At 70.4% G+C, this 18,545-nt stretch carries 17 protein-coding genes; 9 read left to right on the top strand and 8 right to left on the bottom strand.

Translation table 11 applies throughout. The features are described 5' to 3' along the window. Nucleotides 1-15 precede the first annotated feature (15 nt). Genes tal through JNUCC0626_RS12935 form a run of 3 tightly spaced genes read left to right on the top strand, consistent with a single transcriptional unit; the run spans nt 16 to nt 3,226 of the window. Nucleotides 16-1,158 (top strand): transaldolase, encoded by a 1,143-nt coding sequence (tal, locus tag JNUCC0626_RS12945; RefSeq protein WP_394619966.1) that lies wholly within the window; start codon nt 16-18, stop codon nt 1,156-1,158. Continuing rightward, complete coding sequence (locus JNUCC0626_RS12940) at nt 1,146-2,342, top strand: zinc-dependent alcohol dehydrogenase (protein ID WP_394622028.1); 1,197 nt, start codon at nt 1,146-1,148, stop codon at nt 2,340-2,342. Before tal ends, JNUCC0626_RS12940 begins: the two co-directional genes overlap by 13 nt. Then, nucleotides 2,339-3,226 (top strand): SDR family NAD(P)-dependent oxidoreductase, encoded by an 888-nt coding sequence (locus JNUCC0626_RS12935; RefSeq protein WP_394619965.1) that lies wholly within the window; start codon nt 2,339-2,341, stop codon nt 3,224-3,226. The genes JNUCC0626_RS12940 and JNUCC0626_RS12935 overlap by 4 nt, the downstream gene beginning before the upstream one ends. On the opposite strand, the gene JNUCC0626_RS12930 is transcribed toward JNUCC0626_RS12935, so the two are convergent. Beyond that, nucleotides 3,216-3,785, bottom strand: a complete 570-nt coding sequence (locus JNUCC0626_RS12930) for a UbiA family prenyltransferase (protein WP_394622027.1) — start codon at nt 3,783-3,785, stop codon at nt 3,216-3,218. The genes JNUCC0626_RS12935 and JNUCC0626_RS12930 overlap by 11 nt on opposite strands. A 118-nt stretch (nt 3,786-3,903) precedes the next feature. Here JNUCC0626_RS12930 and JNUCC0626_RS12925 point away from each other — a divergent pair, with 118 nt between their 5' ends. Next, nucleotides 3,904-4,122, top strand: coding sequence for a hypothetical protein (locus tag JNUCC0626_RS12925; RefSeq protein WP_394619964.1), 219 nt, complete (start codon nt 3,904-3,906; stop codon nt 4,120-4,122). Nucleotides 4,123-4,153: 31 nt separating this feature from the next. Here JNUCC0626_RS12925 and JNUCC0626_RS12920 read toward each other — a convergent pair whose 3' ends face one another. After that, nucleotides 4,154-4,702 (bottom strand): hypothetical protein, encoded by a 549-nt coding sequence (locus JNUCC0626_RS12920; protein WP_394619963.1) that lies wholly within the window; start codon nt 4,700-4,702, stop codon nt 4,154-4,156. Here JNUCC0626_RS12920 and JNUCC0626_RS12915 point away from each other — a divergent pair. Next, the gene (locus JNUCC0626_RS12915) at nt 4,685-4,909 is read left to right on the top strand and encodes a hypothetical protein (protein WP_394619962.1); all 225 of its coding nucleotides are present in this window, start codon (nt 4,685-4,687) and stop codon (nt 4,907-4,909) included. The genes JNUCC0626_RS12920 and JNUCC0626_RS12915 overlap by 18 nt on opposite strands. Nucleotides 4,910-5,032: 123 nt before the next feature. On the opposite strand, the gene menC is transcribed toward JNUCC0626_RS12915, so the two are convergent. The 4 genes from menC to JNUCC0626_RS12895 are packed head-to-tail and all read right to left on the bottom strand — an operon-like array spanning nt 5,033 to nt 11,172. Next, a complete protein-coding gene (menC, locus tag JNUCC0626_RS12910) occupies nt 5,033-6,145 on the bottom strand; it encodes an o-succinylbenzoate synthase (RefSeq protein ID WP_394619961.1) in 1,113 nt (370 codons plus the stop codon). After that, the gene (locus JNUCC0626_RS12905) at nt 6,142-6,912 is read right to left on the bottom strand and encodes a GNAT family N-acetyltransferase (RefSeq protein WP_394619960.1); all 771 of its coding nucleotides are present in this window, start codon (nt 6,910-6,912) and stop codon (nt 6,142-6,144) included. Before JNUCC0626_RS12905 ends, menC begins: the two co-directional genes overlap by 4 nt. After that, nucleotides 6,909-7,973, bottom strand: a complete 1,065-nt coding sequence (locus tag JNUCC0626_RS12900) for a M20 family metallopeptidase (protein WP_394619959.1) — start codon at nt 7,971-7,973, stop codon at nt 6,909-6,911. The genes JNUCC0626_RS12905 and JNUCC0626_RS12900 overlap by 4 nt, the downstream gene beginning before the upstream one ends. A gap of 1 nt (nt 7,974) precedes the next feature. Beyond that, complete coding sequence (locus tag JNUCC0626_RS12895) at nt 7,975-11,172, bottom strand: LpqB family beta-propeller domain-containing protein (protein ID WP_394619958.1); 3,198 nt, start codon at nt 11,170-11,172, stop codon at nt 7,975-7,977. 235 nt (nt 11,173-11,407) lie between these two features. Here JNUCC0626_RS12895 and JNUCC0626_RS12890 point away from each other — a divergent pair, with 235 nt between their 5' ends. Together JNUCC0626_RS12890 and JNUCC0626_RS12885 are read left to right on the top strand one after the other, a co-directional pair. Next, nucleotides 11,408-12,139 (top strand): ABC transporter ATP-binding protein, encoded by a 732-nt coding sequence (locus JNUCC0626_RS12890; RefSeq protein WP_394619957.1) that lies wholly within the window; start codon nt 11,408-11,410, stop codon nt 12,137-12,139. A 3-nt stretch (nt 12,140-12,142) separates the two neighbouring features. Beyond that, nucleotides 12,143-14,596 (top strand): FtsX-like permease family protein, encoded by a 2,454-nt coding sequence (locus tag JNUCC0626_RS12885; RefSeq protein ID WP_394619956.1) that lies wholly within the window; start codon nt 12,143-12,145, stop codon nt 14,594-14,596. Between the two features lie 38 nt (nt 14,597-14,634). On the opposite strand, the gene JNUCC0626_RS12880 is transcribed toward JNUCC0626_RS12885, so the two are convergent. Continuing rightward, nucleotides 14,635-15,951, bottom strand: coding sequence for a cytochrome P450 (locus tag JNUCC0626_RS12880; protein WP_394619955.1), 1,317 nt, complete (start codon nt 15,949-15,951; stop codon nt 14,635-14,637). Nucleotides 15,952-16,147: 196 nt separating this feature from the next. Between JNUCC0626_RS12880 and JNUCC0626_RS12875 the strand changes: the two genes are divergently transcribed. Together JNUCC0626_RS12875 and JNUCC0626_RS12870 are read left to right on the top strand one after the other, a co-directional pair. After that, complete coding sequence (locus JNUCC0626_RS12875) at nt 16,148-16,885, top strand: class I SAM-dependent methyltransferase (protein ID WP_394619954.1); 738 nt, start codon at nt 16,148-16,150, stop codon at nt 16,883-16,885. Further along, nucleotides 16,882-17,628 carry a class I SAM-dependent methyltransferase gene (locus JNUCC0626_RS12870; protein WP_394619953.1) on the top strand — a complete coding sequence of 249 codons (747 nt, stop codon included), beginning with the start codon at nt 16,882-16,884 and terminating at the stop codon, nt 17,626-17,628. The genes JNUCC0626_RS12875 and JNUCC0626_RS12870 overlap by 4 nt, the downstream gene beginning before the upstream one ends. A gap of 62 nt (nt 17,629-17,690) precedes the next feature. On the opposite strand, the gene JNUCC0626_RS12865 is transcribed toward JNUCC0626_RS12870, so the two are convergent. Further along, a complete protein-coding gene (locus tag JNUCC0626_RS12865; RefSeq protein WP_394619952.1) occupies nt 17,691-18,440 on the bottom strand; it encodes a DUF899 family protein in 750 nt (249 codons plus the stop codon). Nucleotides 18,441-18,545 lie beyond the last annotated feature (105 nt).

Genomic DNA, 18,545 nt, shown 5'->3' with positions numbered 1-18,545 from the left:
AAACACGGAGGCTTCATGTCCACCGGTCACGACCACCCGCTCGCCGCTCTCGCCGATGCCGGAGTGTCGATCTGGCTCGACGACCTGTCCCGCGAACTGCTCTCCGGGGGTCGCATCGAGGCGTTGATCGCCGGCCGCGGTGTCGTCGGCATCACGACCAACCCGACGATCTTCGCCTCGGCCCTGTCCCGAGGTGAGAGCTACACACCGCAGCTCAGACGGCTCGCGGAGGAGCGCACGAGCGTCGACGACACCGTCTTCACCATCACCACCGACGACGTCCGAGCCGCGTGCCGCGTGCTGCGCCCGGTGTACGACCGCACGGACGGGGTCGACGGCAGGGTCTCGCTCGAGGTCGACCCAGGCCTCGCCCACGACACCGAGGCGACGATCGAGCGGGCCCGCCTGCTGTGGTCGGCGGTGGACGAGCCGAACCTGCTCATCAAGATCCCGGCCACCGCCGAGGGTCTCGCCGCGATCACCGCCGTCATCGCCGAGGGCATCAGCGTCAACGTGACCCTGATCTTCTCGCTCGAGCGCTACCGCGACGTCGTCGACGCCTACCACACCGGCCTGGAGACGGCGGCCTTCAACGGGTACGACCTGTCGGTCGTCCACTCGGTCGCCTCCTTCTTCGTGTCCCGTGTGGACGGTGAGATCGACGCGCGGCTCGACGCGATCGGCACCGACCGCGCCAGGGCTGTCAAGGGAAAGGCGGCCGTCGCCAACGCACTCCTGGCCCACGAGATCCACGCGGAGAGCCTGGCGACCGAACGCTGGCAGCGCCTGGCCAGGTCCGGCGCACGACCGCAACGGCCCCTGTGGGCCTCCACCGGCGTGAAGGACCCCGCCTACCCGGACACGAAGTACGTGTCCGAACTCGCCATCCCCGGCACGGTCAACACGATGCCCGGCGCCACGCTCGAAGCCTTCGCCGACCACGGCACCGTGCCCGTGCTCGCGCTGGAGGAGATCTACGGACCGGCCCACGACGTGCTGAGCGAGATCGCCGCGCTCGGCATCGACTACCGCGAAGTGACCGATGAGCTGGAACGCCAGGGAGTGCGCAAGTTCGCCGACAGCTGGCACGAGCTCGCGGACACCGTGCGCGGCCAGCTCGACCACGCCCTGACCGAGGAGACGTCATCAAAGCGCTGACATGGCAAGGCAACGAGAAGGTCGAAGTCGTCGAGGTGCCCGACCCGCGCATCGAGACGCCGACCGACGCGGTCATCAAGGTCACCTCGACCGCCATCTGCGGCTCCGACCTGCACCTCTACGGCGTGCTCGGTCCCTACCTGAAACCTGGCGACGTGCTCGGTCACGAGGCCATGGGCGTCGTCGAGGAGGTGGGCGCGGAAGCGAGCGGTCACCTGAAGGTCGGCGACCGGGTCGTGGTGCCGTTCAACATCTCTTGCGGTCACTGCTGGATGTGCGAGCGCGACCTGTTCGCGCAGTGCGAGACGACGCAGGTCCGCGGTGAGGGCAAGGGCGCGAGCCTGTTCGGCTACACCTCGCTCTACGGCGCGGTGCCCGGTGGCCAGGCCGAGTACCTCCGCGTGCCGCAGGCGCAGTTCGGGCCGATCGTGGTGCCGGACGGCACACCGGACGACCAGTTCCTCTTCCTGTCGGACATCCTGCCGACCGCGTGGCAGGCCGTGCGCTACGCCGACGTGCCGCCCGGCGGCACCGTCGCCGTGCTCGGGCTCGGCCCGGTCGGGCAGTTCGCCGTCCGCATCGCGAAGCAGCTCGGCGCCGGCCGCGTCATCGGCGTGGACCGGGTGCCCGAACGCCTCGCGCTGGCCGAGAAGCACGGCGCGGAGCCGGTGAACTTCGACGACTTCGACGGAGCCGAGGGCCTGGCGACCGCGTTGATCGACATGGTCGACGACCGCGGTCCGGACGCCACCATCGACGCCGTCGGCATGGAAGCCCACGGCGGCGGGTTCGTCGCCACCGCGCAGAAGGCCACCGGACTGCTTCCCGACCGCCTGGCGCAGATGGTCACCGACAAGCTGGCCGTCGACCGGCTGGACGCGCTGCACGCCGCTCTGAAGGGCGTGCGTCGCGGCGGCACGGTGTCGGTGTCCGGCGTGTACGGCGGTGAGATGGACGCGATGCCGTTGATGGAGATGTTCGACCGCGGCATCCAACTGCGGATGGGGCAGGCCCACGTGCGGCGTTGGACCGATGACATCCTGCCGCTGGTGCTCGACCCCGCAGACCCGCTGGGCACGCTCGACCTGACCACGCACCGCCTTCCGCTGACCGAGGCCGCGCGGGGCTACGAGATGTTCCGCGCCAAGAGCGACGGCTGCGTCAAGGTCGTGCTCAGCCCGTGACGGGGCGCGTCGTGCTCGTCGTCGGGGCCAGCAGCGGGATCGGCCTCGCCACCGCAGTGGCGTTCGCTTCGCGCGCGGACGACGTGGTGCTGGTCTCCCGCAGCGGTGAGGCTCTCGACGCGGCGGAGAAGGCCTGCCGGGCGGTGGGAACCGCGGCGGTGGACGTGATCGCCGTCGACATCGGTGATCCCGGTGGCGCCGGCCGGATCGTCGCGCACGTGCTGGAACGGCACGGCCGCATCGATGTCGTCGTGCACAGCGCGACGACGATGGCCTACGGCACGGTCGAGGAGTTGCCCGCGGAGGTGTTCACCTCGGTCGTCGACACGGCGATCCACGGCACGCTCCACCTGGCTCAGGCCGTCCTGCCGGTGCTGCGGCGCCAGCACCGCGGTGTGTTCGTCGGCGTGAACTCGTTGCTCGGCTCGGTCACCGTACCGAGGATGGGCGCGTACACGGCTGCCAAGTGGGGCCAGCGCGCGTTGCTGCGGACCCTGCAACAGGAAAACCGCGACGAACCTGGAGTGCACGTGTGCGTCGTGAGCCCCGGCAGCGTCAACACGCCGGTGTACTACCAGGCCGCCAACTACACGGGCCGTGCCATGCGGCCGCCGGTTCCGGTCCTGAGCCCGCGCCGGGTCGCCCTGACGATCCTCCACCTGGCCGACCGCCCGCGCCGGCACGTCTCGGTGCCGGTGGGCCCGGGCAACCCGGTGATCGTCGCGGCGTTCCGATGCGTGCCGAGGCTCTATGACAGGCTCGTCGGCCCGCTGTTCCGCCTGGCGGGACTGACGAGGACGCCGGTCGAGCCCACGTCCGGCAACGTGTTCGAGCCGTGCGCGGCCCTGGAGAGAACGCACGGACGGTGGCCCGTCAAGCGCTGACCAGCAGCACTACGTCCAGCAGTGCGATCACAACGGTGAGCCGGAACGCGATCGCGCTGTGCGGTGCGCGGACCGCGGCCGTCGTCGTGGCGGCGGCCAGCACGACTCCAGTCGTCACAACAGAAGCCGAGTAGAGGACGGCCGCTCCGGCGGGGGCGAGTCCTGACACGACGGACGCCGTGGCGAGGGCCGCGGCCATGGCGATCACGCCAGTGCGGGGGCCGAGCCGGTGGGGGAGACCGCGCACACTCGTCGCGGCGTCCGCGCGCAGATCCCGGAGAACGTTGGCGAAATGCGCGCCGAACCCGAGCAACGCGCTGACCACCGGCACCCACCACGGCTCGCTCGGCGCGGCCACGTACACGCCGACGGTCAGCGCGCCGAACGCGAACAGGTAGGCGGCGCCGGAGAAGGCGGCGGCCTTGAGACCGAGGTTGTACGCCCACCCGCCCGCGACGCTCAGCAGCAGCACCACGCCGGCGAACCACCCGAGCAGCAACGAGAACACGGTCGCCGCCGCTGCCGCGGGCGGTGGGACCGTCGCCGTTGGGACGAGAATGCTGACGTGTCACGCTCAATGAGCTGAACGGTGTGCTCCTGGACGTATTCTGAGGTCGCAAGCAGCATGAGGACTGGTCAGAGGGTGTCGCCGCTGTCCACTGGTTTCAACACCGTGGTTGCGCGCCGTAGTGTTGACGTCGCCCACGGTCATCGAGGTGGATGGCCCGCACCACTACGGCCTCACGCGCAAGGCCGACGACGCTGACCGCGATCGTCACTGGGACCGGTGCGGGGTCCACACCGTCCGGATCGGCGCACACCACACCGCAGACCCCGCCTCGCTCAAGGACCTGCTGAAGGAGGAGCTGGGACGGCGGTTGTTCCAGGTGAACTGAGGCTGGACAGGCTACACGGCCACGAAGGTGGTCAACGCCGGCCGGGGTGCCGCATCAGGCGCGCCAGGTCGTCCTCGGGATGATGTGGTCGCGCCAGATCGGCAGTTCCCGGAGCGACGTCCAGTCTCCGTTCACCTGGCTTTCGTCGCCGAGCTGGACGAACCCGCGGAACCGCAAGGGGCAGGCGGCGGGTGGCCTTGGACAGGGTGAACATGCTCGTCCGCAGCCTGTCCTGGTCGATGAGCCGCACCTCGTCTTGCTGATCGTGGCTTTGGATGTCCGGTGGCAGGATGCAGATCGTCATCGCGGGTTCCCCGAAGTTGAACTCAAGACCGGCCTGAAGTACCTGCAACGTGCCGCGGTCGCGAACCTCGACGCCGAAGTAGACGATTGAGGGTGCGCTCTCGAACGAGACCCGCCGGTACACGTCCAGTGGCATCAACCAAGCTGGGTTCTTCGGAACGCTGATCTCCCTCGGGACCGTCGTGCTGCTCATCTCCCTCTCGTCGTCACGTACATCGTGCGCGTGGCGGTCACCGTCATCCTGCTCGCAGGCGCGCCGTTGTTCCTCGTATGTCACGGCCTGGACCTGAGCGGCGGAATCGCTCGTTGGTGGTGGCGCGCGTTCGCGGGAGTGCTCGGGATCCGGGTCGGCCAGTCGCTCGCCCTGATTGCCGCGTTGCGGGTGTTCTTCGCGGAGGGCGGCTTCACCATCTTCGGGCCGACCCCGACGCCGCCGGTCTTCCACGGACCCGCGACGCGGTTCGGGACCGTACCCATGCCGTAACGTCGAGATTGATGAAATCGGCTGATTGGCGAGGTTGATGTTCTGCCGGGACTGCCACTCTGAGATTTGCTGGCCTGGTGCCGTGCGACGCTGAAGGGTGCAACGGACTTGCGTTTCCGCTGATCAGCGTGACTCCGATGGCAGCGGAATCCACCCCGTCTTCACCGTGAGCGAGTCGAGCACGTCCGGCAGCGGCGTTACGCCCAGGCCCGGTCCGGTCGGCACGGTCAGGTGGCCGTCCGCCAGCACGAACGGCTCGGTGACGTCCAGCTGGTAGTAGCGGTCGGACGCCGAGGTGTCGCCGGGCAGCGTGCAGCCGGGCAAGGCGGCCAGAGCTACGTTCGCCGCGCGGCCGATGCCCGTCTCGAGCATTCCGCCGCACCACACCGGGATGTTGTGCGCCACGCAGACGTCGTGGATGCGGCGGGCTTCGAGGTAGCCGCCTACTCGGCCGGGCTTGATGTTGACGATCTGGCACGCGCCGAGCTTGATCGCGTCGGCCGCCGAGGACGCTGAGGTGATCGACTCGTCCAGGCAGATCGGGGTGCGTACCACCTTGGCGAGTTCGGCGTGGGCGAGGATTTCTTCCTCGTCCAGCGGTTGTTCGATGAGGAGCAGGTCGAACGGGTCCAGGCGGGCAAGGTGGCGGGCGTCGCCGAGGGTGTAGGCGGTGTTGGCGTCCACCTGGAGTTGGATGTCGCCGAAGCGTTCGCGTACCGCGCGGACGGGCTCCACGTCCCAGCCGGGTTCGATCTTCAGCTTGATTCGCTGGTAGCCCTCGGCCAGGTAGCCGTCCACGGCGTCGAGGAGTTCGGGGATCGAGTTCATGATGCCGACGGACACGCCGCAAGGCACTCGGTCGCGGACGGCGCCCAGTTCGCGGCCGAAGGACACGCCGCGCGTGCGCAGTTCGGCGTCCAGGACGGCCGTTTCCAGTGCTGCCTTGGCCATGCGGTGGCCGCGGAACCTGCGCAGGCGAGGGGCTACCGCGACGGCGTCGATCTGGCCGGTCAGAGAAGGGATCAGGAAGCGGCGCAGGACGTCGGCGCTGCCCTCCATGTACTCCGACGAGTACACCGGGTCGGCCATCGTCACGCACTCGCCCCAGCCCTCGGCCTCGTCCGTGACAGCGCGCAGCAGCAACAGCTGGCGCACGGTCTGCGTGCCGAACGAGGTGCGGAACGGTGACCTCAAAGGCATTTCGATCCAGCGGATCTCCACCCCGGACAGCTTCACTGCGTGTTCCTCTCCACTGCGTACCAGCCGGACCTGTCGAAACCGGTGACGCGGGCGCCCTCGGCCAGCAGGCTGCCGAGCACCTCCCGCACGGCGTGTCGCCACTCGCGCGCCGCGGCCGGGTTCGTGGTCCGCAGCGTCTCGACGTCGGGCGGCACGGCTACCAGAACAGTTGCACCAGAAGGATTTCCGAGTACCGGAAGACCATCGCTGATGCCCAGTGCCACCGAACCCTCAACGACGACAGTGCGCGGGACGACGGGGTCTGTGATGCGCCAGGTGACCAGCAGGCGATCGGACTCGGCGCCCGCGTTGATGCCGTCGTGCATGTCGCCGTAGAAGTCCGGCAGGTACTCGGTCGCCTCGGCGGCGAGTTTGGTCAGGTTGAAGTGGGCGTTGCGGCGCACCAGTGGGTCGAACGTCCACGAGATCTCGGTGATGTCCCGGTCCAGAGCCCACTGGCGCTGGTCGAGTTTCAACGCCAGGCCGACGGCGCGGCCGCGCGTGCCTGCCGCGACGCCGGCGATGTGGCTGTGCAACGAGCGCGCGGCGGGTGGTGAGCAGAAACCCGCGCACGCGCCTACCAGCAGGTCGCCGTCGAACGCGCCCGCGACGTAGTTGCCCGCCTTGGCCATCGCGCGCAGCAGTTCGGCGGTGACCGGGGGCACGTCGCCTTGCCAGATCGACTCGAACAGCCGTTGCGCGGCCAGGAGATCGGCGTGCGAGGTGAGCTGCCGGACTGTCACGTCCTGGGCCACCAGCGTCATGTCAGCTCCTTCACCAGCGCGGCCAGCAGGTCGGTGCGCGGGCCGATCTCGGACACCAGCACGTGTTCGTTCTCGGCGTGGGCGCCGCCGCCGACGGCGCCGAGTCCGTCGAGCGTCGGAATTCCCAGCCCTGCGGTGAAGTTGCCGTCCGACGCGCCCCCGACGGCCGCCTGGGTGACGCCGGGCAGGAGTCGTTCCGCCCGTTCGAACAAGGCGGTGGTCATCGTCGGTTCCATCGGCGGGCGGTTCGGGCCGCCGGACACCTCGACCTCCGAGCCGTCCAGCACCGGCCGCAACGCCCTCATGTCGGCGTCGACCCGCTGCTGTTCGGCGAGCGTCCGCACGCGCACGTCGATCTTGAAGCTGCCCTGCGCCGGAACGGTGTTGGTGGTCGTGCCGGACGACAACACGGTGGGCACGACGGTGGTGCCCAGCACGGGATCGGCCAGCCCGGCCACTGCCAGGATCTGGTGCGCGGCCTCGATGGTGGCGTTGACGCCGCGTTCGGGTTCGAGACCGGCGTGCGCGGCGCGGCCGTGCAGCGTCACCTCGTACATCGACGTGCCCTTGCGCTCGGTCTTCAGCGCGCCGCCGTCCGCCGAACCCTCGGTGACCAGGACGGCCTGGTGCGCCTGAGCTTCGGTCTCGATCAGGTCGCGTGACGACGGTGAGCCGATCTCCTCGTCGCCCGTGACGAGGATCGTCGTGCCGTCGGGACATCCGGCCGCCGCCACGGCGTGGAAGATCATCGCGAGGCCCGTCTTCATGTCGAAGCAGCCGGGGCCGCGCAGCACGCCGCCGGTGACGCCGAACGGGATGCGCGCCAGCGTGCCGATCGGCCACACCGTGTCGTGGTGGCCGAGCAGCAACACCTTGCGCGGTCCCGAACCCAGGCGCCACCGCAGGTGCGTGCGGCCGTCGACCACGATCCGTTCGGGCTCGGCGCCGAGCAGGGCGGCACCCACCTCGGCGGTGACCTCGGCGCTGCGGGCGACCGCGGCCAGGTCGTCGGACGGCGACTCGCAGGACACGAGGCGCTCGATGTCGTTCAGCAGGTCCATGTCAGGACACCTTCGGCGTGGAGCGGAAACCGGAGTAGAGGTACGGCTCGCCGCCGGGCAGCGAGTAGAAGACCAGGGAGGTCCAGGCCTTGTCCTGCGGCCAGCGGTAGAGGAACACGTTGTCGGCGAACGGGACGAGGTCGACGATCTCGGGCTTCGGGACGACGTCGGCGAACGTGCCGGTCGGCGTCGTGTCCAGCCGCAGCCCGTGTTCTCCCAGCGTGACGTCGAAGCGCAGCGACGCGCGTTCGTACCGGCCGACGTGCTTCTCCAGTTCGACGGTGGGCGGTTCGGCGGCGGGCGTGCGCGCCTGGGGGAGTGCGATTCCGGCCAGCTCGGCGAAGATCTCCCGGAACAGCTCCACGTACAGCTCGCGCGAAGTGTCCACATTGGTCAGGAGAGTCACCGCCAGGTCGTGGTCCGGGGCGACGAGCAGGTACGCGGACTGGCCCACGGTGTTGCCGTCGTGGCCGATCAGCCGTTCGCCGTCCCAGCCGAACCGGATCCAGCCGAGTCCCCACGAGTCGGGCAGGCCGCCGGTGTCGGGCAACGTCACCTGCTCCTCGGTCATCGCGGCCGCGGACTCCTCCGACAGCACGCGCGTGTTGTCGGCGGACAGGCCGCCGTTCAGGTGCATCCGCGCGAACTTCAGCACGTCGCCGGTGGACGCGAAGATCGTTCCGGCCGGTCCCATCGCCCTGGGCAACGGCATCCAGAGCTTCGCCGTCTCCTGCTCGCCGTCGTGGGTCACGTGGCTGTTGGCGGCGCGGTGCAGCAACGCCTCCTCGGGCAACGTGCCGGTGTGCGTCAGGCCGAGCGGGGCGAAGAGGCGTTCGCGGACGGCCTCGTCCCACGTCCTGCCGGTGACCTTCTCGATCACTCGGCCCGCGAGCGCGAAACCGGCGTTGCAGTAGGAGAACGTCGCGCCCAGCGGGTGGTTCCGGGCCGCGTCGCCGAGCACGTCGGAGTAGCGCTCCAGGCAGTCGTCGCCGCGCCCGGTGTCGGTGAAGTTGTCGCCGTCGATGCCGCTGGTGTGCGTGAGCAGGTGCCGCACGGTCACGGGTTCCGCGAGCCGCAGTTCCGGCAGCACGTCCTTGACCGGCGCGTCGAGGTCGAGCAGCCCCTCGTCCACGAGCTGCAGCACGACCGTCGCCGTGTACACCTTGGACATCGACCCGATCTGGAACACCGCGTCGTTCGTGACCTCGACGCCGGTCGTCCTGCTCAGCACGCCGTGGTGCGCCTGGGCGATCTCGCCGCCGTGGTCGATGCCGAGCACCGCCCCGGGCACGTCGTGCTTCTGCGCGAGCGCGGAAAGCCTGCGCTGCCAATGCTTCGCGTCGAGCGGCTTGCGCTTTTCGACGTGTTCGCGCAGCCAGCCGACCACCTGGCGGTTGAAGTCCTCGCGGTGCGACGGCTTGCCGCTCAACACGAACAGGTGCGACTCGCCGGGGTAGAGCACGAGCTTCGCGGGAACACCGGCCCGGCGCAACGCGGTGAACCACTGCTCGGCCTGGCCGACGGGGCAACGGTCGTCGTCGACGCCGTGGTAGAGCAACGTCGGCGCGCGGACATCGGCAACGCGCGTGAGCGGCGACTGGTCCGCGAACCGCGCCGGGCCTCCGAACTCGAACTCGGTCAGGTAGTGGCCACCGTCGGACGTGCCGGCCATGCTGGTCAGGTCGCTGACCCCACCACCCACGACGGCCGCCGCGAACCTGCTGTCCCGGCTGGTCAGATAGCACGTCATGTAGCCGCCGTAGCTGTAGCCGGTGACGGCGAGCTTCGCCGGATCGGCGAGGCCCTCGGCGACGAGCTGGTCGAGCGGTTCGAGGAAGTCCTTCGCGTCGGACGAGCCCCATGAGCCGACGGTGGCCCGGTAGAACGCCTCGCCGTAGCCGTCGCTGGCGCGCGGGTTGACCATCAGCACCGCCCAGCCCTCACGCACGAGCGCCTGCTGGTAGTGGCGGATCGAGTCGGCGGCGCCGTTCCACGCGTTGTGCGGGCCGCCGTGGATGTCCAGCAGCAGCGGCAACGGGCCGGTGCGTTCGGGGTCGCGGACGAGCCAACCGTGCACGACCGTGCCGTCCGAGATCGTGAACTCGCGTTCCTCGCGGACGAACAGGTCCGGGTTGTTGTGTCCGGTGTGGACGGTGACCTCGGCGGTGGTCAGGTCGATCGTGGCGACCTCGCCGTACGAGGTGGGCGTGCTCAGCACGGTCGCGGCCGTGGACCCGGCGACCGACAACCCCGACACGACCCGATCGCCGCCGCCGAGGACCAGGCGCGGGTCGTCCTCGTCCACGGCATACAGCTGGGAGCAGCCGCGGTCACGGGCGCAGAAGTAGACGGTGCCGCCGACCTGCGCGGGCTGCCCGCCGGGGTAGGCGGGGGCACCGGGCAGGATGTTGCGGTCGAGCGGCGCGGACAGGTTCGCGACCTCACCGTCGAGCGTCAGGCGCAGCAGGTGGAGGTGCCCGGCCTCGACGTTCGCGCGGCCGACGACGAGCAGGCCGTCCGCGGTCCACGTGACGGACTCGGCGTACCCCTCGGCGAGCCCGACGAGCTTCGGTTCCGTCTTGCCGTCGACGTCGACCACGTGGACCGGCCAGCGGTAGGTTAGGTCGGCGTCGTCGTCCGTCGCCGCCGTGAACGCGAGCCGCGTGCCGTCCGGGGACCAGCTGGGGCCGCCGGCGCTCCAGTCGCCGGTGGTCAGCTGACGGACCTCGCGGGACTCGACGTCGAGGACGTGCAGGTGAACGCGCACGCTGCGCAGGTAGCCCGCCCCGTCCGCCTTGTGGCTCAGCCGGGTCGTGACGATCGGCGCGGTGGCGTCCGCGAGGTCGACCGGTGCCGCGAACGCGATCTTCGTGCCGTCCGGGCTCCACACCGGAGCGCCCGCGCCGAGCGGCAGGTCGGTGAGCCGTTCGGGTTCGCCGTCGAGCAGCCACACCTGGGCCGGGCCGTCCTGGGCGCGCAGGAACGCGAGCCTGCCGTCGGCGGACCACGCGGGTGCGGTGTCGGCCTTGCCCCTGGTCAACTGCTTCGGCTTGCCGTCCCTGATCCGCCAGAGCGCGCGTTCGTCGCGGTCCTCCTCGCGGTTCGTGGTGCGCAGGACGTAGACGATGTCGGAGCCGTCGGGTGAGATGGCGGGCTGTTCCGGCAGCGCGTGGCCGTACAGGTCCTCGATCTTCGTCATGGTGTTCGCGATCCCCCTAATCCACCAGTCCGGTCCTTCTCACCCTGCCAGGAATTCTGGGTCCGGGGCCGGGCTCTTGGTTCGTCGTGGCCGACGAATCGAGCGGCTCGGATCTGTCCGCGCCGACGAGGTGGAGCAGGCTCTACCTCGGTCCGGGCAGCCTGCGTGATCGTGCCCGCAGTGCCCGCGAAATTACGTTCTTGGCCAGAAGTCGTTGCGAGCCAAGGAGAACGTGATGAGGGCAGACGCGCTGTCGTTGCAGGCGGTGCGGAAGGTGTACGGCTCGGGCGGCGGAGCCGTCACCGCGCTGGACGAGGTCACCGTGAGCGTCCGGCGGGGCACGTTCACCGCCGTGATGGGACCGTCCGGTTCGGGCAAGAGCACCTTCCTGCACTGCGCGTCGGGCATGGACCGGCCGACGTCCGGGCGCGTGCTGCTCGGCGACACCGACCTCGGCGGCCTGAAGGAGGCGGCGCTGACCCAGGTGCGCCGCGACCGGATCGGGTTCGTGTTCCAGGCCTACAACCTGCTGCCGTCGCTGACCGTCGAGCAGAACATCACGCTGCCGCTACGCCTCGCGGGACGGTCGGCGGACCGCGGCTGGCTGCGCGAGATCGTCGGCAGGGTCGGCCTCGACGGACGGCTCGACCGGCTGCCTGCCGAGTTGTCCGGCGGGCAGCAGCAACGCGTCGCGATCGCCCGCGCGTTGATCGCCCGGCCCGAGGTGGTGCTGGCCGACGAACCGACCGGTGCGTTGGACTCCCGGACCGCGCAACAGGTGCTGGGGCTGCTGCGGTCCGTTGTGGACGAGATGGGACAGACCGTGCTGATGGTGACGCACGACCCGGTGGCCGCCTCGGCCGCGCACAGCGTGTTGTTCCTGGCGGACGGACGGCTGGCCGGCGAACTCGTGGCGCCGACGCCGGAGAAGGTCGCCGAGCGCATGACGCACCTCGGGGAGTGGTGAGCCGTGCTGACCTTCGCCTGGCAGACCGTCAAAGCCCGGACCAGCGGGTTCATCGGTGCCTTCGTCGCCGTGCTGTGCGGGACCGCGCTGGTCGCGGCCTGCGGGATCCTCCTCGAATCGGGGCTGCGCGGGGGAGTGCCGACCCAGCGCTACGCGGCCGCCGACGTGGTCGTCACCGGTGATCGGACCGTGCGGCCGCCCGGTGCGGACGCGCTCTCGTTCGAGCACGCGGCCGAGCAGCCGACCATCGCTGCCGCGCTCGTTGCCAAGATCGCGGCCGTGCCCGGCGCGAAGGCGGTGGCGGAGCGGACGTTCCCCGCCGTGGTCGTCGGGCCGTCGGGGCAACCGGCCGCGTCCAAGCCGGTGTTCGGGCACAACTGGGGTTCCGCGGTGCTGGCGCCGTTCGCGGTCAAGGAGGGGAAAGCGCCGGGGCGGGACGAGGTCGTGCTCGACGCGGCGCTCGCGGCCGAGGCCGGGGTGCGCGTCGGGGACGAGGTGCGGGTGATGACCCGCTCGCAGCCCGTCGCCTATCGGGTGGCCGGTGTCGCCGAGTCCGCCGGGGTGGCGCGGCAGGCGTCGGTGTTCTTCCACGACGAGAAGGCCGTCGAACTCGCCGGGGGAGCCGAGCGGGTGAGCGCGATCGGCGTGCTCGGGGCCGACGCGAAGCGCGTCGAGGCCGCGCTGGCCGGGGAGCACGTCACGGTGTCGGCCGGGGCGGACCGCAGCGCGGCCGAGTTCGACGACGTCAGCCGCACGAAGGCGATCCTCGCGATCCTGGCCGGGTCGTTCGGCGGGTACGCGATCCTGGTGGCGATCTTCGTCGTGGCGAGCACGCTGGCGTTGACCGTCGAGCAACGCCGCCGCGAGTTCGCGCTGCTGCGGGCCGTGGGCGCGACGCCACGGCAGGTGCGCAGGCTGATCGGCGTCGAGACGACCGTCGTGTCCGTGGTGGCCGGGGTGCTCGGCAGCCTGCTGGGGATCGGGGTCGGGCACGGGCTGCGCGACGCGTTCGCGCGGATCGGCGTGGTGCCCGCGGACTTCGAGCTGTCGATCAGCCCGATTCCGCTGGTGGCGGCGTTGCTGATCGGGGTGGGTGCGGCCCGGCTCGCGGCGTGGAGCGCGTCCCGGCGGCCGTCGTCGATCAACCCGGTCGAGGCGCTGGGGGAGGCCGCCGTGCAGCGCAAGGACGTCGGGCGGGTACGGCTCGCGATCGGGTGGGTGCTGGTCGCGTTGGGACTCGGGGCGTCCGTCGTGCCGTTGTTCATCGGCGGGCAGATCGGCGCGGCGATGTCCGTGATGGCGGCGTTGGTGCTGATCATCGGGCTGACCCTGACCGGGCCTCGGGTGATCGGGGTGGCGGTGCGGTGGATCGTGCCGGTGCTCGCCCGGTTCGGCGTGAGCGGATTCCTGGCCTCGGCGAACGTCGCGCGCAACTCGCGCCGGCTCGCGGCCGCGGTGACGCCGCTGATGCTCGCGGTCGGGTTCCTGGTGGTGAACTTCTACAGCCAGACGACGCTGACGGCCGCCGTCGGGCAGCAGACCGAGCGGTCGATCACGGCCGAGCGCGTGATCACCGGTGTGGCGGGGGTACCGGCCGAGGTCGCCCGGGAGGTCGGCGGCACGTCGCTGGTGCGGACGCAGGTGATCACCTCGTCGCGGACCGGGGACAGCGTCGAGGTGCAGAGCCGTGCCGCCACCGGGCTCGGCGCGGTGAACGGAGTGGACCTCGGGGTCGTGTCCGGCAGCCTCGACGACCTGAGGGCGGGGACGGTGGCGCTGAGCGCCGGGCACGCGTCGTGGGAGGACAAGGCGATCGGGGACGACGTCGAGTTCTGGTTCGCGGACGGGCAGCAGGCTCGGTTGAAGGTCGTCGCGACGTACGACCACGACCTGGCGTTCGGTGACTACGTGCTGTCTGCCGATGACGCCCGTGCGCACACCACGTCCGGTTTGGACAGCGCGGTGCTCGTCGGTTCCGCGGACGTGAACGAGGTCGTGAGCCGTTATCCGGGCCTGCAGGTGACGGAACGGGTCGCGGCGCGGGAACGCGGTGAGGAGCGGACCCAGTTCCTGCTGAACCTGGTCGCGGTCGGCGTGATCCTCGGGTACGTGGTGATCTCGGTGTCGAACACGCTGGTGATGTCGACGGCGGCGCGGCGGCGGGAGTTCGCCCTGCTGAGGCTCGTCGGCACCGGGCGGCGGCAGATCGTGCGGATGATGCGGACCGAGGCGTTGCTCACGGCCGGGCTCGCGCTGGTGCTCGGGTCGGTGGTGGCGGCGGTGCCGTTGGTGCTGCTGTCGCTGGGGCTCACCGGGAGTCCGGTGCCGTCCGGTCCGGCCCGCGTGTGGCTGGGCGCGCTCTGCGGAGCGGTGCTGCTCGGCGTCGTGTCGGTGGCCGTGTCGACGCGGTTGTCGTTGCGCGGCAAGCCGATCGACACCATCGGCACGCGGGAGTGACGGTGCGGGGGAGGCCTTTTCGGCCTCCCCCGTTTCAGTCAGAGGACCTGCTGGATCGGGCTGGGCTGGGCGCCGAGGCGGACCGGCAGCGAGTGCAGTCCGTACACGATCGAGAGCTTGCGGAACTGAAGCGCTGCCGGGTCGGCCGCGAGCTGCATCTCCGGGAACCGCTTCACCAGCGCCGGGTAGGCGATCCGCAGCTCCATCTTGGCCAGTTCGGCGCCGATGCAGCGGTGCGCGCCGTAACCGAACGCCAGGTGCTGGCTCGCCGGGCGGTCGGCGAGCAGGACGTCCGGGGTGGGGTAGACGCTCGGGTCGCGGTTCGCCTGCGACAGCGAGCAGGCCACGATGTCGCCCGCCTTGATCTTCGTGCCGGCGACCTCGATGTCGTGCCGGGCGACCCGCAGGAACGCCACCGACACGACGCTGAGGTGCCGCAGCAGTTCGTCGACCAGCCCGTTGACGGTCTTGTCGTCGCCGAGGGCCTTCTCCCGCAGACCGGGATCGCGCAGCATCGCGAGCGTGCCGAGCGAGATCATGCTGGCCGTCGTCTCGAACCCGCCGGTGAGCAGCCCGTCCGCGAGACCGGCCAACTCGTCGTCGTCCAGCTCGTCACCGTGCTTGCGCACCAGTTCGCCGAGCAGCCCGTCGGTGGGGTTGAGGCGCTGCGACCGCACCAGTTCGCGGAAGTACACGATCGACTCGGACACCGCCGACAACGACGTGGTCGCCGCGCCACCGAGGTCGAACCGCGAGACGCTGCGCCGCTGGAACTCCTCGCGCTCGCTCGCGGGCACGCCCAGCAGCTCGCAGATCGTGAGCGCGGGCACCGTCATCGCGAAGTGCTCGACGAGGTCGACGGGACCGTCCTGCATGGACATCAGGTCGAGCTGGTCCTTGACGATCTCCTCGATCCGCGGCACCAGCCGCGACAGCCGCCGCATCGTGAACTCCGGCGTCAGCACCTTGCGCAACCGCGTGTGCTCCGGCGGGTCGCTGAAGCCCAGCCCGCCCGGCGCCTCGTCGGAGAACAACCCGAGCTCACGCAGATGACCGAAGTCGTTGCTGAACGCGACCGAGTCCACCAGCACCTGCTTGGACGCCTCGTAGCCCGTGACCAGCCACACCGTGACCGGCAGCGGCAACCGCGTCACCGGCCCGTGCGCCTGCATCCGCGCCATCTCCGGCACGGGGTCGACCCCGTTGCGCCGCAGCGGGGCGAGCACGCGCGAGGGGACGAACCAGGACGACTCGAGGTCGAACCCGGTTTTGCTGAGGTGCGCGAGGAACCGCTTCCCCATCCACTCGGTCACGCGCGACCGGACGTCGGTCGCTGACTGAAGCACTTCCCACATGACGCGGCTGTCCCTTCGGCGGAAAGGGGGTTACGAGCTGATGATGTCCATCGGAACGGACAATAACGACGCTGCCGCTCGCACGTCGTCATACCTGGGCCTAACGCGCCGTCATACTTTGGTCCAGATGTAGATCAAAACCGGGACAGGCGCCTGGTTGGCCGTTCAAAGACTCTCAGTTGGCAGGATCTTACGGGTGACTTCCGCCGCTGATTTCGACCGCTGGTACGCCGACCGGAGCAGCTCCACCGTGGCCGACGACCTGGTCCGCCGCACCCTGGGCCTCCCGCCGGACCTGGAGTCCACGAGCCTGCTGTGCGGGGTGGGGCTGGACGAAGTGGCCGCCGCGTTGTCGTTGGGGCCTGGGCAGGTGCTGCTCGACCTGGGATGCGGGCGGGGCGGGTACGGCCGGGAGATCGCGCGACGGTCGTCGTGCTCGTTGATCGGGGTGGACTTCTCTTCGGTCGCAGTTGAACAGGCTTCTGGTGGTCCGGGTGACTTCCGGGTGGGGACTTTGGAAGCCACTGGTCTGCCTTCCGCGTCGGTGGACGCCGTGATGGTGGTGGACGCGTTGCAGTTCGCCGAGTCGAAGGTCGGTGCGATGCGCGAGTGTCTGCGGGTGTTGCGGCCGGGTGGGCGGCTCGTGGTGACGTGCTGGCAGCCCGTCGACCCCGCCGACACGTCGGTGTGGCGCAAGTTCCGCGACCTGGACATGGCGGTTCAGCTGCCGTTGGCCGGGTTCGTGGACGTGTCGGTGGTCGATCGGCCTGAGTGGAGGGTGGTGGAGCGGCGGATGTGGGACGAGGCGCTCACCACCGACGCGGTCGACGACCCGGCGATGGTGTCGATGCAGACCGAGGCCCGGCACGTCCTGGCCACCTTCGACACGAAACGCCGCGTGCTCGCCACCGCCACCGCTCCGGCCGCCCGATGACGTCCGCCGAGCACTTCGACCGCTGGTACGCCGAGATGACCAGCTCTCCTGCCGCTGACGACCTGGTCCGCCGCACGCTGGAGCTCCCGCCGGACCTGGAGTCCACCAGCCTGCTGAGCGGTCCAGGCCTGGACGAGGTGGCGGCGTTTCTGGCGCTGCGGCCTGGTGAGGTGCTGCTGGATCTGGCGTGCGGGCGTGGTGGGTACGGCAGGGAGGTCGCGCGGCGGGCTTCGTGTTCGGTGATCGGAGTGGACTTCTCGGCCGTCGCGGTGTCACAGGCGTTGTCACGTGGTGGCGATTTCCGCGTGGGGACCTTGGAGGCGTGTGGTCTGCCGGATGCGTCGGTGGACGCGGTGATGGTGGTGGACGCGCTGCAGTTCGCCGACTCGAAGCCGGCCGTGGTGGGGGAGTGCCGACGGGTGCTGCGGCCCGGCGGGCGCCTTGCCGTGACCTGTTGGGAGGCGGTCGACCCCGCCGACGAGACGGTGCCGCGGCAGTTCCGCGACCTGGATCTGGCCCGGCGGCTGCCGGAGGCGGGGTTCGTGGACGTGTCGGTGGCCGACCGGCCCGAGTGGAGGGTGAGCGAGCGCCGGATGTGGGAGGAGGCGCTCGCCACCGACGCGGCCGGGGACCCCGCGATGGTGTCGATGCAGGAGGAGGCGCGGCGGGTGCTGGCCGTGTTCGAGCGGAGGCGGCGGGTGCTGGCCACCGCCTCCGTGCCCGAAACTGTCAGACCTGCTTGAGATGATTGGGATGGGGACCCGATCCCCCCAGGGGGCGTGCGAGTCTGTATCGATCCGGGCCGCTAGTGGCAGTGGCCGTTACGTCCCAGCGTCGTCGCCGGTCCCGCGCCCGGCCGCGTCCACTGCGCGACCGGCCTGCCCGTCTCGCCCCAGGTCGGCTCGCCGTCCGCGTCGGTCCGCCAGAACCACCCCGCGGGCCGTGCGGCGGGCCAGCCCTCCGGGTGGTCCTCCCACTCCTCGCCGCGCCCCCGCACGGTCATGTCCAGCAGAGGAAGCGCGCCCATCAGTTGCTCGCTGCCGCGTGCGGTCGTCGAGTACGTGAGGTACGTGCGGTCGCCCTCCCGCACGAAACTCGTCAGGAACCCCATCTCGCCGCCGACGGGTTCCTCCACGCCGCGCACCGAGTACCAAGGCTGCGTGTAGCCCATGAACTCCACGAACGGCGCCACCTCCTCCCACGCGCCGACGGTGACGATCGCGAACGAGACGCCGCGCGCGTTCAGGTACGGGGCGCTGTTGAGGTGGTACGCCATGAGCGTGCAGCCCTCGCACTGGCCCTGGTGCGGGGCGCCGTCCCACCACATGTGCTTGTAGATCAGCAGCTCGTCGCGGCCGTCGAAGAGCGTGTGGAACGGGACGGGGCCATCGGCGCCCACGACGGTGACGTTGGCGTCGAACTCCACCATCGGCAGGCGGCGGCGTTCGGCGGCGATGGCGTCGCCCTCGCGCGTGTGGGCCTTCTCGCGGACCAGGAGCTCGTCGCGAGCCTTCTGCCAGGTGGCGAGGTCGGTGACGGGCGGTAGTCCGGTCATGATCGGTCCTCCAAGGGTGTGCGGACTTGCTTGCACAAACCATGTCGAAGCGGACGCCGCCGTCTCGACACGGCGCGACCGGCGCGCCCCTAACGAGTGGCAGCA

The organism is Lentzea sp. JNUCC 0626, assembly GCF_043632865.1.
In the GTDB taxonomy this organism is placed as follows: domain Bacteria; phylum Actinomycetota; class Actinomycetes; order Mycobacteriales; family Pseudonocardiaceae; genus Lentzea.
Note: the sequence above shows the minus strand (reverse complement) of the source record. Positions and strands in the feature narration are given on the sequence as shown.

What these genes read in the sequence shown, in the direction of transcription:
- tal (WP_394619966.1), top strand. Translation starts at nt 16, where the DNA reads ATGTCCACCGGTCACGACCACCCGCTCGCCGCTCTCGCCGATGCCGGA.
- JNUCC0626_RS12905 (WP_394619960.1), bottom strand. Translation starts at nt 6,912, where the DNA reads ATGACGCTGGTGGCCCAGGACGTGACAGTCCGGCAGCTCACCTCGCAC.
- JNUCC0626_RS12900 (WP_394619959.1), bottom strand. Translation starts at nt 7,973, where the DNA reads ATGGACCTGCTGAACGACATCGAGCGCCTCGTGTCCTGCGAGTCGCCG.
- JNUCC0626_RS12895 (WP_394619958.1), bottom strand. Translation starts at nt 11,172, where the DNA reads ATGACGAAGATCGAGGACCTGTACGGCCACGCGCTGCCGGAACAGCCC.
- JNUCC0626_RS12890 (WP_394619957.1), top strand. Translation starts at nt 11,408, where the DNA reads ATGAGGGCAGACGCGCTGTCGTTGCAGGCGGTGCGGAAGGTGTACGGC.
- JNUCC0626_RS12880 (WP_394619955.1), bottom strand. Translation starts at nt 15,951, where the DNA reads ATGTGGGAAGTGCTTCAGTCAGCGACCGACGTCCGGTCGCGCGTGACC.
- JNUCC0626_RS12870 (WP_394619953.1), top strand. Translation starts at nt 16,882, where the DNA reads ATGACGTCCGCCGAGCACTTCGACCGCTGGTACGCCGAGATGACCAGC.
- JNUCC0626_RS12865 (WP_394619952.1), bottom strand. Translation starts at nt 18,440, where the DNA reads ATGACCGGACTACCGCCCGTCACCGACCTCGCCACCTGGCAGAAGGCT.